The sequence below is a fragment of the Lentimonas sp. CC4 genome, from assembly GCF_902728235.1.
Classification (GTDB): domain Bacteria; phylum Verrucomicrobiota; class Verrucomicrobiia; order Opitutales; family Coraliomargaritaceae; genus Lentimonas.
On sequence record NZ_CACVBO010000001.1, the window covers coordinates 1,638,951 to 1,653,704 of the forward strand.

A 14,754-nucleotide genomic window follows, 5' to 3' on the forward strand; every position below is an offset into this window, starting at 1 on the left:
GTGTTCTAAGGTAGAAGCGGCATCTTGCCGCTTGCCGGGTATGGAAAGCGGCTGGAAGCCGCTTCTACTGTTTTTAGATCCTCGGTTTGAGAATTAGCACGCCGTCGTGGGCTTCGGCGATTTCGCGCATGATGTTGGCGAAGCGAGTGTTGCCTTGTGGGGCGCCGAGTTGGAAGGGGTTGATGAGTGTGGGGAATCCGATGGCGCTGACCGAAACACGACGTTTGCCTGTTACTGGATCACGTGGGTTGAGTCGGTCGAGCTTGATGAGGAAACTTTGGGTGGAGCCGCGGAAGTCGTCGCCGATCACGTAGAGACTCATGTTGTCGTTGGGGCCAATGTCGGTGCTGAGGTCTCGAAAGGCTCTACGCACGCCTGGTTCGGGGTCGCTGACCGAGAGAATTGGGTAGTTCAGCACAGAGCGCAGCGCCTTATCGCGCAGCCCCCGAGTGTCAGGAAGCCAGCGGGCTCTGCCGTCGCGCATCATATAGTTCCCGCTGGTATCGATAAATTGAATACTCTTCACCTCGGGCAGACTATCGAGGAGTTCGGTGATTTGCTCGATCACGCCGTAGTGCAGCTGGTTGGTCATCTGGTTACGCATACTGCCTGACGTATCGATAATGAAGGCGACGTGTGTGGCATCGGCGGGCAATCCGATCGGCGGGAGGTCCTCGTGTTTAAAGCTTTTGAGCAGTCGGTTGGCTTCGGCTGCGGCTTGTTGACTGGTGCTGAGGTTGGCTTGCTTAGAGTCGAATTCTTGTTGGAGGTCGGCGAGGGTCGACTCTAGTTCTTGAATAATCGAGTTGATGCGCTGACGCTCTTGCTCGGTTTCTTTGCTATGGATGGAGGCTTCGAGCAACGCGGCTTTATCGGCGACGTCGGCCTCGAGTTGAGCGAGTTGCGCGCGCATCGTTTGCAGTGTGGGGTCGTCAACTTCGCTTTCGACGCCAGCCTTGCCCGAGCCGATGGAGAGGATGAATAGCAACAGAATCGCTCCAAACCCACAGCAGAGGCAGTCCAGAAAGGAGAGGCTGAATACCTCGATCTGTTTTCGTTTGATCATTAATTAAATAGGTGATGGCTAATCGATAATAGCTAAATGATTTGTCATTAGAAATTAGTTCTTCGCCATCGCCTCGTTAGAGGCTCGGCCAATCGTTGTCGGGGATGAGGGTGATGCCATTGGTGCGGGCGCTTAGTTTCCAGTAGAGGCCTGCTGCAGAGGGATCGCCTTCGAAGGGGAATAGGATGGCATTAAATGGGTAGTTCGGGCGTGTGCCCATTGCAGTGTTGAAGAGTTTCACGCGATCGGCCTCTGATAGGCTTCGTTGGGTCGGGTTGGGGGCTGTCGGTAGGCCATCGCCGATGAGGAGTAGGCTGCTGGGGCGATTCTTGAGTTGGCCAACGATGCGTAGAGCCTTGGATAGATCGGCTCCGCCGGAGGCTTCGAGTTTGTCGAGCCGCTCAAGTGCGGCGAGCAGGGCGCTGTTATCATAAGGGTCGATGTAGGGGCTGTTGGGATTCCCTGACAGTGGGCTAGCGCTTTCATTCATTTGAAAGATTGCGACTGTGGTGCCTTGCGGGATTGCGGCGAGCACGGCGCGCACGGCGGCTTTGGCTCGGAGCCATTTTTCGGAAGTCGCACCGCTGCCAGCTTGAATGATCGCGATCGCGCTCTTGGCATCTTTGCCGAGCATGCTACCGGAACTTTCGAGTAGGATCACGGCGCGTGGGCCGCGTAGTTTGAGTCCAGAGAGGTAGCTTTGATCGGCGGACGGACGGTTGAGCCCTGCGACGGCGTCGACGGCCTCTGTCTCGGTTTCGAGTGAGGCGAGTGCTTCGGCTCTGTCTTCGATGGCTTTGGCGAGGCGCTCTTGTTCGGCGGCGAGCTCTGCGACGCTTGTGGCGTTGGCGTCAGGCTGTGGATCGAGTGCCGCGATGTCTTTCTCTAATGCTTTCTGTTGGGCTTCAGCCTCCTCGATCGCTTCTTGCAGGGTTGCTTCGGCTGCGAGTGATTGCGTGGCCTCTTCTTTGGACTCTGTGATCTGGCTTTTGGCGGTGAGAATGAAGAGCAGCAGCACGGCACCGAAGCCGCAGCAAATACAGTCTATAAAAGACAGTGCGGAGCTTTGTGCTTCTCGGCGGCGTTTCATCAGAGTGAGAGTGAGAGTGACGAGGGCTTACTTGCTGGAGGCTTCGTCTTCTAGGAGAACTGTCTTCACCTCAATATCGATATCAGACGCGTCTGATTCGTCGCGGTCGTAGAGTTTGTCGATGATTTGTTCGCGGCAAAATGTCTGAACGCGCAGGATGAGTCCTTCTTGTCCACTTTGTAGGAGGTGAATGAGGAGCATGAGGGCGATGCTGATGATGAGCGCGACGAGGGTGGAGTTAAAGGCTACCCCGAGTGCGCCGGTGACACCAGAGATGTCCCCTTGTAGTGCTTCGTCGGCTCGGTGGAGGGCGACGCCGATACCGCGGACAGTGCCGATGAAACCGATGGAGGGGATCGCCCAAACAAGATAGCGAAGCATGGATAGCTCGCTCTCTTGTTGTTCGGAGGCGACTTCGAGGCGTCCCATAATGGTCTCGGTGGCTTCGGGGACGTTGCCAGTCATGTGGTAACGTTCTAGCCCACGTGCCATTACGTAGGGCAAGATTTTGTTTTTCAGGTCGTGGCTCTTACTCTTTTGGTCGATCTCTTCGGACAGTTTACCTGCGCGTTCGCGAGTGATGCTACGTGCGCCGGCTAGGAGGTCTACTTCAGCCTCGGTATCGATGCCTTCGCTTTCGGGGGCGAAACGACCGAGGACTTTGGCTTCTGCGCTCACTAGGATAAACTTATAGACGAGGATCATGATGCCCCAGACGAATAGGGATATACAGACTTGTTGCTCGTAGTCTTTAAGAATGACATAGATCCCAGAGGAACTGGAAGCTTCGACGCCGTAGCTTTGAGCGAGTGCGGCTTCATTTGCCGCAGGGCGGATAAGACCGCCGTATATCACGCCGACGAAGATAAAAGAGGCGATCAGGCCGAGACTGAAGATGAGGCCTTTGACTGAAAAGAGGCCGCGTTCGGGGTTTCGTAAACTCATAATGGTCGTAGGGTATGTAGGATCGAAGCGCTGTGTGACAGAAATATATAAATAATTTCGAGATATGGGAGTCGAATCTAGAAGGTGTGTGCCTGTATTTACTCATTCACCCTGCGATTTATTCTCGATATTGCAATTTTCATACGAAACAATACTGTCCGATTATGCTTAAAACTTCACTCACTTCCATTCTCTTGTGTGCAGCCCTTATCTTTAGCGGGTGCTCGTCTTCTAATAGTGGTAATACGGGGCGCAATGTCGGTGTCGCCGCAGGTGCGATTCTCGGAGCTGTGATTGGTTCTCAGCTGGGTGATGGTAGTGGTGTCAACATGGCCGCTGGTGCTGCCGCTGGTGCTGCCCTCGGCGGGCTAGGCGGTAGTAAGTATGACCAGAATAAGGAGGAGCTCGAAGCTGCGGAGGCACAACGCCAGTATGAGTATGATCAGGAAGCTCAGGCTCAGGTGAAACTGGAAGAAGAGATTAAGACTTTGGAGGCGAAGAAGGTGCGCGACGAGATCGCACGTAATTCGACTGATTCAGACGTGAGTGCTGCGGAACGTGAAGCGGCTCGTCTTGAAGCTGAGCTTGCAGCAAAAAGAAAGGCTTATGAGGAATCTCAAGCGCGTGCGAAGAGCATCCAAGAAGCACAGGCGCGTATTGCTAAAGCGCAAGAGGAGATGGCAGAGCTAGAACGTATGGAAAACGGCGGCTAATTGCTCCGTTGCGAAATTTTATTCTGTCGAGCGTGGCATCACGAGTGCCTTGTCGATCGTTGACTTTTTAAGGACTCGATATTGTTAGATTATGGCTAGGTCTAGAGGCGTTAAGCACTTCGATATCCTTGGAGAGCAAGTGTCTAAGCGGGCCGTGTATCTCGGCGTTGCTGGTGTTGTTGTGTTGATCGCCGTGATTCTAGGTGGGGGCTATTATCTTATGGCGAAGAATCGTAATACTACGCCACTCACCAGAACTCCAGAGTCAGTAGCGCCAGAGCCTCTCATGACTGCGATGGCTGATCCGTTGGATTCAGCAGTCGTTTCCGTAACGGTTGCAGAGTCGCGTGAGTCGTTGAGTTCGCCAGCTCCGATTACATCGTTACGGGGACTGTTGGAGCTCCACATTAAGGCGACGGGCTTCGATGAGGTGAATAGCTATATTCTTAATGGCAAAGTCTCGGTTGAGGGAAATATTTGGGATCTGACACTCATGGCGCGCGAGCCTAACCTGTATAAATTAAAAACAGAGTCTCCTACAGCCGAACTGTCTTTCGAATATGGTTATAATGGTCATCAAGGCTGGTTGCGCCAAAGCTATGACCATCTCAACGAGGCGCATACTACATTTTATATGAGTATGATGCTGTTGGAGAGTTCGTTAACTCAGCTGGCTTGGTCCTATGATTCGGCGGCTGCGCTGGAAGGCGGTCTAAACTCCGTCCTCGAACTGCGCGCTCCTGAGCTCTGGAATGGTCGCAGTTGCGCAGTCGTGGAGAGTCATGGAATTCTACCTTTTTCGATCACTCATTATATCGATACAGACACGTTTGAAGAGGTGTATCGGCGCGCCGCTGTTACGGGTGTCGATGGCGCGACCGCGGAGATTGAGTTACACTTCGTCCCCGCAGACGGCAGCACGCCCCATCGCCTACCGACGGGCTATGAGTTATACGTTGATGGTCAGCTGCACGATACGGTTACTTACACCAGAACTCGCGTCAATCGAGTGATGCTATCCTCGCTCTTTGATGCCCCAGCGGATTGTGAGATCCGCTTGGATTTGAAGAAGCCTTAAGAGGTCGCCTCTTCGGCTTGTTCGGCATCAGCTTCTTGCACGGCGATTAGGATGCGTTTGCGCTCCAGATGGTGTTTCTCCTTGCCGTAGGCGCTACGCCAGTAGCGCCAAGGTAGTGTGACCAGAATGATGAAGAATATCTGGCTGGCAGCGAAGCCGATGGTCCACCAGAAGCCACTGCTCGTAAACCCGTAGGCGTGTAGGCCGACCCCCAGTAGGTTGGTGCCAAACCACGACCATACGGTTACGACGTTGCCGCAGATTGCCAATGCCATGAGTCCGCGCTCCTTGACGATGCCACCCCAGCGAGCGTGCAAGACGATCGCTCCCATCACCACGATCATGAGTGCGCCATTTTCTTTCGGATCCCAGCCCCAGAAACGTCCCCAGCTCTGGTCGGCCCAGATGCCGCCGAGGATAGTGCCAACGAGACTAAACAGGCAGGCAAAACAGGTGATACCATAGACCATACTGACGATGGATTTGGCTGACTGTTTGTCGAAGTTCTTAGAGAAAAGCCCGAGGCAGGTAAAAATCAATGCGAGAGCGCCTGCAAAGAACATGGCTGAATACCCGAAGGTGATGACTACGACGTGCGTGGCCAACCAGAAGTTCGAGTCGAGCACTGCGCGCATCATTTCCAGTGTATCGCCACTCATGGAGAGGTGGTGTGCGATGATCAAGGTGCAGAAACCAACCAGGGAGGCCATGGCTGCTCCGACGCCGTTCTTAAAGAATTTTTCCAAAAAGGCACCTAGAAGCACCGCTCCCCAACCAACAAATACGGCGGAGGAGTAGAGGTTCGTGACCGGTGGGCGACCTTGGATATACATGCGGGAAACAAGCCCGAAAGTGTGGATGGCAAAGGCAAGCAGCAGCACCCAGAAGGCCGCTTTGGTGAATGTCTCTGGCCAGCGTAGCCATGAAATGCAGACGGTGAGGAAGATCAGCACGTAGAGCTGCATCGAAATGTAAAACGGCTGCAATTGATTGAACTCGCGCTCGTAGTGGACGCGGGCGATATCGTTGGGGAAGTCGGCGATGAAACGCTGGCGCAATTCTTGCACTGTTTGGTTGAACATCTCGGGCTGATTTTGGCGATAGGCCATGGTCAGGCTCGCGTAGCTAGTCACGTAGGGGCTGAGGCCGTCACCACGCATGACATCGAGCAACTCAAGACCGATGTTTTTCCAGTCGTCGAGTGGATCGACGGGCGCGGGTGGTGGGACGACGCGGAGATACGCGGTCTTGGAGAGTTTCAGATAATCGTCGCCAAATTGAATAAAGCGGCCGAGTAGTTCGGCATCGTAGTCCTCGCCGGCTTGTTGCTGGCGCAGTGCGGCCAGTCCCGGTGTTACGCTGGCCGCGTAGGTTTGATACTCGTCGACGAGGCGGTCGAGGCGTTCAGGCGTGCCGACCGGGTGGAGCGAGTGCATGACGCGGTGATAGCGCGTCAGACCGTCGTTGAGATCCGCGATTTGTTGCTCATAGGGGCTGCGCAGCTTCGGATCGGGGTTGATCTTGCCGTAGAGGCGTAGAATCTCGTCGAAGTGCGGAAGCAGGTCGTTAAACGCGTAGTAGCGTTGGCCTTGCTCTGCGAGTCCAGAGATGCCGAGGTCGTCAGGGAATTCGATTTTGAAGACACGGTAGGTATCAGCCAGTTCGGGGCGCATGGTGAGATCCATGAACCACTCGATCGGGCTAAGGGTGACGCCTTCGGGAGTGACGACTTTCTGACGTGCTGCAAGCACGAGCAGGGTGTTACGGGCGACGGAGTCGAGCGGCTTGATGCGACCACCCACCTGGACGGGGAGTTCGGCAAAGCTATCGACGTCAAAGTCCGTAGGATTGGTGGACGGGTTAAACCCACGCGCAACGATCAGCGCGGCGATGATTAAGATGAGGGAAAAGGCTAATTTCTTCATTAGACAGAAGTGCGTTTTTTAAGGAATTTGAAGAAATGCATGCCGAACTGAACCAGCATGCCGACTCCCATTAGGAGGACGCTGATGTAGGGCAGTGCCCAACCTGGGTTGCGCACGACTTGAAAGATCGAGGTGCGGTTGTCATTGGCGAACGAGGCTTGGTAGAAGGTGAGGCCTTCGTAGCGCAGTGGGTGGTTCATATAGATGAGTGCCTTTTGATTTTTTGTGCTATCTTCGTGATGCACCATGACTTCGCTTGAGAAGTTGAAGGGGATTTCGGTGCCCGGATACTTATCGTGCGAGAAGTTGATGAGCTCGACTTCGAATGGATAGTAGTGGCGCGTGAGGCGTAGCACCATTTCCCAGCTTTGCTCGCCGAGGCGGACTATTTGCGCAGGAAAGCGGTCGTCGATCACGTTGGAGACCAGCCATGTGCCGAGGGAACCTTCGGGGCTGAGCACTTCGACGTAGGCCGTCGCGGTGTTGATTTGGTTCTCGGCGTAGGTGACCGCTGCTGGGGTGACGACGACATTCATCTTCACCGCGATGCCTTGGTTGGCGGGCGATGAGACGGGAGCGGCTCCCTCAGTCGCACGGCCGATTTTCGCGTTCGGATAGTAACTGACCGTGCGGATGCTGAGTGGGCTGTCTGGCACCGCGATTGTTTTACCGGGCTTAAGTAATGAGACGGGGATGCTGTGAATCGTGTCGAAATCCGGATTTGAGCGGTCGATCAGCACGAGTTCATTGTCGCGATATTCCTGCGAGTAGTTGCTACGACCGCCTTCGTCGACAGGCATTTGGCTCTCTTTAGAGACCAAGTCTGTCAGTAATTCGCTGACAAGTAGTAGGATGAGGCCGAGGTGGATGAGGAAGATGCCGCTCTTCTTTGCGGTGAATTTAAATCGGGTAATGTGAGCGGCTACGAGGTTGATTAACAGCATGCCGCCGAGCAGATAGCCGCCTGGCATCGGGATGCGCAGCCAGTGAAGTGCATCTTGTGCGACCCATGATCCAGGGTAAGACCAGATCGCGATGAAGCTCTCGAAGTAGTCCTTCTGTGTCTTCCAGATCCCCGTTTCGACTTGAGCGAGGGTGCCGAAGAAAATCAGCACCATGGAGAAGGCGAGTAGCACGACGGTAAGCCGCAGTGATGCGAAAAATTTAAACAGCGCTTTCATTGTTTAGTGGGCGTGGTCCTCTAGCTCGATGGAGTCGAGGAACTGTTTCATTGCGGCTTCGTTCGCGAGCACGGTAGGCGTGTCGCCGATCATTTTGACGAACCAAGTGTTGCCGTGAAAGGGGAGTAGCGCGCCGAGGATGCTTTGCTCTCCACCTTCGAGGCGCACGTAAAGGCCGCGGTGGTTGGAGATGTCGTAGCCTTCGGTGTAGGCCGGTAGATCCTCGGGAGTGGCTTCCTCGAGTCCGATTTGGCCACGCCAGCGGTTGATGTTGGCGAGTCGTCCGCCGACGTCACCTGGGAAGGTGAGGATGGTGATCTCGGCGCTACCAGTATCAGTGGTGACCTTTAGGTTGGCTTTGCGGATGCCGCTGGCAGGCAGGTCTTCCCAACCTTCGGGGGCGGTGTAGTTAATCTCACCGGCTTTCTGTGCGGCAGCTTCCATGCCGGGAAGCACTTCCATCTTTGCCGGTGCGCTTGCTGCAGGTGTTGCGGCTGGTGCCATCGCGACGACGCGTTCCTCCTTCGGAATCCGGTAGGAGGTGGGTTGCGCGTTGTCGCAGCCACTGAGGCAAAGAGATGCAATGCCTACCATGATGAGTGGTAGGCGTGGTTGGTTTTGGAGTCGCTGAGTCATTTCGGTCATGCAGAGGTGTAAGTGCTTTGCGACCGAGTCAACTGTGCGAAGTTCCCATAAGCCTCGCGAATGAGAGGATATCGCAGGCGCTAAAGTGATCCGGCCGAGTCTGGGCCTGAGCTTAGTTGTTGAATCGGAAGAGTGCGACGTCGCCGTCTTTAAAGTCGTAGTCTTTGCCTTCAAGGCGGTATTTACCGGCTTCGCGAGCTTTGGCGACGCTGCCTAATTCGATTAGATCGTCGTAGGCGACGACTTCGGCTTTAATAAAGCCATGTTCAAAGTCGGTGTGGATCACGCCTGCGCATTGCGGTGCTTTCATGCCTTTCTTAAAAGTCCATGCGCGCACTTCTTGCACGCCAGCGGTGAAATATGAGGCGAGGCCGAGTAGATCGTAAGTGGCACGGATGAGGAGTGAGACTCCAGAGTCCGTGATGCCGAGTGATTCGAGATATTCTGTGGCTTCATCGCCTTCGAAGTCGATCAACTCGGCTTCTACTGCGGCGGAGATCACACAAGTGCCCGCACCGTGGTGCTCTGCGGCATATTTTTCGACTGCGGCGACGTGTGTATTTGCGGAGTAATCCGCCAATTCGGCTTCGGAGACGTTGCAGGCGTAGAGCACGCGTTTCGCAGAAAGTAGGCACAGGCGCTTGAGCACGATGTGCTCGTCCTCGTTCATTTCCAGTGTGATGGCCGGCTTTGTCTCGTTTAAGTGAGGGAGCAGGCGCTCGATCAACTCGACATTCTCGGCTGCTTCTTTGTCGCCTCCACGTGCTTTTTTAACGAGTTTCTCCTGCTGGCTTTCCAGTGAGGTGATGTCCGATAGAATCAACTCGGTATTGATGATCTCAATATCACGTAGTGGTTCGATGGTGCCCAAGGTGTGGATAATATCATCGTCCTCGAAGCAACGCACGACGTGCACGATGGCATCGACCTCGCGAATGTTGGCGAGGAACTTGTTGCCAAGGCCTTCACCCTTACTCGCACCTGCGACGAGGCCTGCGATGTCGACGAACTCGATCGCAGCAGGGATGACCTTGTTGGTCTTGGAAATTTCACGCAACGGCTCAAGGCGACTGTCCGGCACTTGAACGACGCCCACGTTGGGGTCGATCGTGCAAAACGGATAGTTTGCCGACTCAGCTTTACGCGTGCGCGTAAGAGCGTTGAACAGTGTGCTTTTGCCCACATTGGGGAGACCTACGATACCAGCTTGAAGCATAGCCGTCAGAAAATGCGATGCAGGCGCTCGGGTGCAATGTTAAATCGTCGCAGAATATTTCTGCGAATTCCCTTTGGTTGACTTTCGGTGGGTGAACCTCTTTTACTGGCAGTTAATCACGCCTACTATTTAGTCTCTAGTGAACCAAACCGAAGAAATTAATACAGAAGGATCACGTATCCTTGTTGTGGACGATGACGAGATCATCCGTAAGTTGCTCCGCCGAGTCTTGGAGCGCAGTGGTTTTGTCGTCGATGAGGCCGACTCTGGTGAAGGTGCGATTGAGTGTATCGAGGCGAATGAGCCTGACTTGATCTTGCTCGATGTCGTGATGGACGGGATCGACGGCTTTATTACCTGTCGCAAGATTAAGCAGATGACGAGCTTGAGCGAGGTGCCGATCATTTTTGTGACCGGCCGTTCTGATACCAGCTCAATCGTCGAAGGACTCGATGCGGGCGGTTGCGACTATATTACGAAGCCGATCAATCGCCACGAGGCATTGGCACGTATTCGTAATCATTTAAAGATGCGTGTGTTGATGCGCTTTCAACGCGAATTTATCGACGGGCTGAAGCAGGCCAATTTTGCGAAAAACCGTATTATCGGTATGGCTTCGCATGATTTGCGCAATCCACTGGCTTCGATTCGCGGCCTGTCTGAGTTTCTAATGGAGAGTGGGCCGCTCAATGATGAGCAGAAGGAGATCGCTGATACGATCCAAACGACTACTAGCTCGATGTTGCACTTGGTTGACGAATTACTCGATCTTTCGGTAATTGAAAGTGGGGAAGAGCGCTCGGAAGCAGCGCCTTGTCAATTGTGTGAGGTGGTGTCTTCTTCGCTCAATATTTATCAATTCACTGCGAATAAGAAGTCGATCAAGTTGGAGCTGGATGATCGCGGGATGCCAGACTTATTGATGCTAGATAAGACTCAATTCCGTCGCCTGATGGATAACTTACTGAGTAATGCCGTAAAATATTCGCCGTTTGGCTCATTCATTCGAGTGGTGACGGAGCATGTGGATGGTCTTTTGAAGATCGCCGTCGAAGACGAAGGTCCTGGTATTCCAGAGGATGAAATGCATAAGCTCTTTACCGATTTCGGTAAAACATCGGTGCAACCGACTGGCAATGAAACCAGCACGGGACTGGGGCTAGCGATTTGCAAGAAGATCGCCGAGGCGCATAGTGGGCGCGTGTATGCCGAGAATCGTAAAGATCGCTCAGGCGCACGATTCACCATCGAGCTGGATACGAATCTGCTCGCGGTGCCAGAGAAGTGAGAAGTGAGAAGTGAGTGAAACAGACATTCCTGTCTGTCACTGAGCATAAGTCGTCCTGTCCGTCACTGAGCATAGTCGTCCTGTCTGTCTCTGAGCATCAGCAACAGGCAGGAATGCCTGTATCACTGCCTTCTTGTTTGTATTCAGTCGATCCACGATCTATACCACCGCCTCATGAAATTTAAGAGTCCTCCTCAGGCTACGAGTCAAACTGCATTGAAGGCCTTGCGCCGTAAGTTACCAGGGCGTGTGTTCGTCGACCAAGACAGCTGCTTCGCTGCGTCACTTGATAATATGCGGCTGTCGTTTATGCCGGATGCGGTGATCAAGGTGCAGGCTGCCGAGGAAGTTGGCGCAGTGCTGAAGCTCGCGCATAAGTATGTGATCCCTGTGACGGCACGTGGTGCGGGTTCGTCCGCGACGGGCTCTACGGTGCCGCTCAAAGGTGGTTGGGTGCTCGACGTTTCGGCGCTGAACCAGGTCCAAATCGATACCATTTCGCGCATGGTGACGGTCGGCACTGGCGCGATTACCGCGGACATTCAGGAGCAAGTCGAAGCGGTCGGGCTCTTTTATCCGCCCGATCCGTCGTCGAAAAAATATTCGACCATCGGCGGCAACATCGCCTGCAACGCCGGCGGTCTGCGCTGTGTGAAGTATGGCGTGACGCGCGACTATGTGCTCGGACTCGAAGGGTTTTATGCCGATGGCAGTCCGTTTAAACTCGGACTCGCGCTCAAGAAATATGTCTCAGGTCTCAACCTTCGGGACTTACTGATCGGTTCGGAAGGGACGCTTGGTGTGATTACCTCGGCGACGTTGAAGCTCATTCCAAAACCCGAAAAACGCTGGACTGGCATGTTTGCTTTTAAGTCCGAAGCCGCTGCGCTCAAGACCGTCGCGGCGTTATTTGAAGCTGGACTGAACCCTTCCATTCTTGAGTTTCTCGATCGTCAATCCGTGACTTGTGCGGAGCGCTATACCGAGAAAACCATCTTTGCTGAGTGCCCACGCGCGTCGATCTTATTGATCGAAGTCGATGGTCGCCCCGCAGAGGTGCGTGCGCAACGCGCCAAATTGCTCGAGTTTATGGAGGGCCGTGCGCTGGCACATCGTGAAGCGCGCACCGATGCCAAGGCCGAAGAGCTCTGGAAAGTGCGGCGCACTTGTTCGCAGTCGATGTTCTCGATTGCCGATACCAAGCTGAATGAAGACGTGGTCGTGCCGATTCAGAAGCAGGCCGAGTTGATTCGCTATACCATCGCATTGAAAAAGGAAATTGGCCTCGCAACACCGACTTTCGGCCACGCCGGCGATGGCAACCTACATGTGCACATCATGTATAATCGTTCCAACCCCGAGGACGCAGCAAAGGCGAAGGCAGGCATCAAAAAATTGATGCAAAAAGTCGTCGACCTCGGCGGAGTGATCACCGGCGAGCATGGCGTTGGCTTAGCGAAGGCTCCGTTCATGGAGATGCAGCACACCCAACCTGAGATTGCGATGATGCTGGCAGTCAAAGCCGCACTCGACCCGAAGGGCATTTTAAATCCAGGCAAGATTTTCGAGCCCTTTGAAGTGTGGGATCATGAACCCGTCAAAGTGACGCTACCTTGGGATCATCGGTAGTTGCTGATCGCTGGGTTAGTAAGAGGATCGGTTTAGAGTTTGATGGCCTGTTGACATTCGGCACACATCACGTAGCTTGTTGAGGTGTTTGATTGGTCGGATGATAAAGATGCGGAACTGCGCGCAACACGAGGAATCGGTTTTCAGGATATCGTGTTTCATGTTGAACGTGGCGACGTGCTCGCTGTTGCCGATCATCCAAATTCTGAGAAATACCCAAACCAGAAGATTTTCTACGTTCGGGTGGGCGATTATGTATATTTGGTTCCGTATGTTGAATCGGGTGAAAGCAAATTCCTGAAGACGATTATACCGAGCCGAAAAGCGACGAAACAGTTTTTGAGAGGAGGATCCAATGAAGTTTGATGATTATGAAAAAGAATTAGTAGACCTGGATGAGAGCGGAGGCATCGATCTTCATATTCCAGAAGCAGAGGAAGTTCGGCAGTTGCAAGCATCAGCTCGTGAGACGCTGAATAAGGACAAGCGAATTAATATTCGAATTTCCTCGCGTGATTTGGAGTCATTGCAGTTGCGAGCAAATCGGTATGGCATGCCGTATCAGACGTTAATTTCCAGTATTCTGCACCGCTACGTATCGAAGGATATCAATAGCGTGTTGTTTGAAGATGGTGCCGCTTATAACCAGACGAAATCTGAGGAGTGAATCATGCCTGACACACTTTTAATCGGTTGGACGACGGTCGACTCCGAGGCTGCGGCGCAGCAACTGGCGCACGGGTTAGTCGAGTCCGATCTTGTGGCCTGCGTGCAGATTGATGCGGGCGTGACATCTGTTTATCGCTGGGAGGGGGCAGTGCAGTCGGATGCTGAATGGCGATTGATTGTGAAATTCGCTGAATCGAAATCTGAGGAGGTGAACGCGTATCTCGATGCACATCACCCTTACGACGTGCCGCAATGGGTAGTCGCCCGGGCCGAGCACGTCGCACCCACGTATTTAAAGTGGGCGAGGGAGAGTAAACTCACGCGGATCAAGTATTGTGATTTGTGAAATCGAAGAATCTGGCGTAGGGGTGCTGCTTGCCGTTTCGACAGGCTCAAGGCCCTGAGCTTGTCGAAGGGCGGCACCCGCGAAGGTAGATAGAGTTTTACAACTTCCAATGCGTGTGGCCTTTGCGCGGTCTTCGCAAGCAAAGCCCCTACATCAAGATTGCGAAATAGTATGAATGCACTTTTCACAAATTATGGTGCGCACCAGTATAGCGGCTTCCAGCCGCTTTGTTGGGTGAGTGACAGCGGCAGGATGCCGCTGCTACTTTCGTCATAAAAAGACACATTGACAGACGCACGTAATTGCGCACGCTTTTAGCCATGACTACGATCACTGCCACGAAGGCTCGCAATACTCTCTACAGCCTCATTGACGAGGCGAATGAATCACACGTCCCGATTCAGATCACAGGTAAGCGTGGTAACGCGGTGCTCATTGCAGAGGATGATTGGCGGGCGATTTCAGAGACCATGCATCTGAGCATGGTGCCGGGGATGGTGGAATCGATCGTAGAGGGGATGAATGAAAAAATTGAAGACTGCAGTGAGTCACTCGAATGGTGAACTATCGATTGGTTTATACGAAGCTGGCGCAAAAAGACGCGAACAAATTGTCGCGTAGTCAGCTCAAAGCAAAGGCACTGGAGATTCTAGAAATTCTAAAGGAAGACCCGTTTCAAGCACCGCCTGGCGATGAGGCCTTGGTTGGCGATCTACAGGGAAGCTATTCGAGGCGTATCAATATTCAGCATCGAATCGTGTATCAAGTATACGAAGACGAGCAGGTCGTGAAAATTATCCGAATGTGGACACATTATGGAGAGTGATTTAAGGGATGGATCTACTGCGAGGACTGTTTTAGGAATGAAACACATATTGATAATCAGCATATTCGTCACATCCCTTATGTTCAGTGGATGCGTCCTAAACTATAAAGACGTCAGTCATGAATTCGAATATACTT

16 protein-coding genes are annotated in these 14,754 nt (G+C 53.3%); 9 read left to right on the forward strand and 7 right to left on the reverse strand.

Features of this window, described 5'->3' with window-relative positions; genetic code table 11:
* Nucleotides 1-73: 73 nt before the first annotated feature.
* The 3 genes from GZZ87_RS07220 to GZZ87_RS07230 form a co-directional block, all read right to left on the reverse strand.
* Nucleotides 74-1,066, reverse strand: a complete 993-nt coding sequence (locus tag GZZ87_RS07220; protein WP_162027986.1) for a hypothetical protein — start codon at nt 1,064-1,066, stop codon at nt 74-76.
* 76 nt (nt 1,067-1,142) lie between these two features.
* A complete protein-coding gene (locus GZZ87_RS07225; RefSeq protein ID WP_162027985.1) occupies nt 1,143-2,156 on the reverse strand; it encodes a vWA domain-containing protein in 1,014 nt (337 codons plus the stop codon).
* Nucleotides 2,157-2,183: 27 nt separating this feature from the next.
* On the reverse strand, nt 2,184-3,101 hold the full coding sequence (locus GZZ87_RS07230; protein ID WP_162027984.1) for a MotA/TolQ/ExbB proton channel family protein: 918 nt from the start codon (nt 3,099-3,101) through the stop codon (nt 2,184-2,186).
* 164 nt (nt 3,102-3,265) lie between these two features.
* On the opposite strand from GZZ87_RS07230, the gene GZZ87_RS07235 reads away from it, so the two are divergent.
* Both GZZ87_RS07235 and GZZ87_RS07240 read left to right on the forward strand, forming a co-directional pair.
* A complete protein-coding gene (locus GZZ87_RS07235; RefSeq protein WP_162027983.1) occupies nt 3,266-3,814 on the forward strand; it encodes a glycine zipper domain-containing protein in 549 nt (182 codons plus the stop codon).
* 91 nt (nt 3,815-3,905) lie between these two features.
* Nucleotides 3,906-4,892, forward strand: coding sequence for a hypothetical protein (locus GZZ87_RS07240; protein ID WP_162027982.1), 987 nt, complete (start codon nt 3,906-3,908; stop codon nt 4,890-4,892).
* Here GZZ87_RS07240 and ccsA read toward each other — a convergent pair.
* From ccsA to ychF, 4 genes are all read right to left on the reverse strand, one after another.
* Nucleotides 4,889-6,817, reverse strand: coding sequence for a cytochrome c biogenesis protein CcsA (ccsA, locus tag GZZ87_RS07245; protein WP_162027981.1), 1,929 nt, complete (start codon nt 6,815-6,817; stop codon nt 4,889-4,891). The two genes, GZZ87_RS07240 and ccsA, sit on opposite strands and share 4 nt — an antisense overlap.
* Nucleotides 6,817-7,998, reverse strand: coding sequence for a cytochrome c biogenesis protein ResB (locus GZZ87_RS07250; RefSeq protein WP_162027980.1), 1,182 nt, complete (start codon nt 7,996-7,998; stop codon nt 6,817-6,819). Before GZZ87_RS07250 ends, ccsA begins: the two co-directional genes overlap by 1 nt.
* 3 nt (nt 7,999-8,001) lie before the next feature.
* Nucleotides 8,002-8,643 (reverse strand): hypothetical protein, encoded by a 642-nt coding sequence (locus GZZ87_RS07255; RefSeq protein WP_162027979.1) that lies wholly within the window; start codon nt 8,641-8,643, stop codon nt 8,002-8,004.
* 112 nt (nt 8,644-8,755) lie between these two features.
* Nucleotides 8,756-9,859 (reverse strand): redox-regulated ATPase YchF, encoded by a 1,104-nt coding sequence (ychF, locus tag GZZ87_RS07260; protein ID WP_162027978.1) that lies wholly within the window; start codon nt 9,857-9,859, stop codon nt 8,756-8,758.
* Nucleotides 9,860-9,998: 139 nt separating this feature from the next.
* Here ychF and GZZ87_RS07265 point away from each other — a divergent pair, with 139 nt between their 5' ends.
* The 7 genes from GZZ87_RS07265 to GZZ87_RS07295 all read left to right on the forward strand — a co-directional run bounded on the left by GZZ87_RS07265 (nt 9,999) and on the right by GZZ87_RS07295 (nt 14,617).
* A complete protein-coding gene (locus GZZ87_RS07265) occupies nt 9,999-11,147 on the forward strand; it encodes a response regulator (RefSeq protein ID WP_162027977.1) in 1,149 nt (382 codons plus the stop codon).
* A gap of 174 nt (nt 11,148-11,321) precedes the next feature.
* A complete protein-coding gene (locus GZZ87_RS07270; protein WP_162027976.1) occupies nt 11,322-12,776 on the forward strand; it encodes an FAD-linked oxidase C-terminal domain-containing protein in 1,455 nt (484 codons plus the stop codon).
* An 84-nt stretch (nt 12,777-12,860) separates the two neighbouring features.
* Nucleotides 12,861-13,142: a BrnT family toxin gene (locus GZZ87_RS07275; protein ID WP_162027975.1), complete on the forward strand. Its 282-nt coding sequence runs from the start codon at nt 12,861-12,863 to the stop codon at nt 13,140-13,142.
* Complete coding sequence (locus GZZ87_RS07280; protein ID WP_162027974.1) at nt 13,132-13,443, forward strand: hypothetical protein; 312 nt, start codon at nt 13,132-13,134, stop codon at nt 13,441-13,443. Before GZZ87_RS07275 ends, GZZ87_RS07280 begins: the two co-directional genes overlap by 11 nt.
* 3 nt (nt 13,444-13,446) lie before the next feature.
* On the forward strand, nt 13,447-13,791 hold the full coding sequence (gene cutA, locus GZZ87_RS07285; protein ID WP_162027973.1) for a divalent-cation tolerance protein CutA: 345 nt from the start codon (nt 13,447-13,449) through the stop codon (nt 13,789-13,791).
* Between the two features lie 320 nt (nt 13,792-14,111).
* Nucleotides 14,112-14,354: a type II toxin-antitoxin system Phd/YefM family antitoxin gene (locus tag GZZ87_RS07290; protein WP_162027972.1), complete on the forward strand. Its 243-nt coding sequence runs from the start codon at nt 14,112-14,114 to the stop codon at nt 14,352-14,354.
* Nucleotides 14,351-14,617, forward strand: a complete 267-nt coding sequence (locus GZZ87_RS07295) for a Txe/YoeB family addiction module toxin (RefSeq protein ID WP_162028067.1) — start codon at nt 14,351-14,353, stop codon at nt 14,615-14,617. Before GZZ87_RS07290 ends, GZZ87_RS07295 begins: the two co-directional genes overlap by 4 nt.
* Nucleotides 14,618-14,754 lie beyond the last annotated feature (137 nt).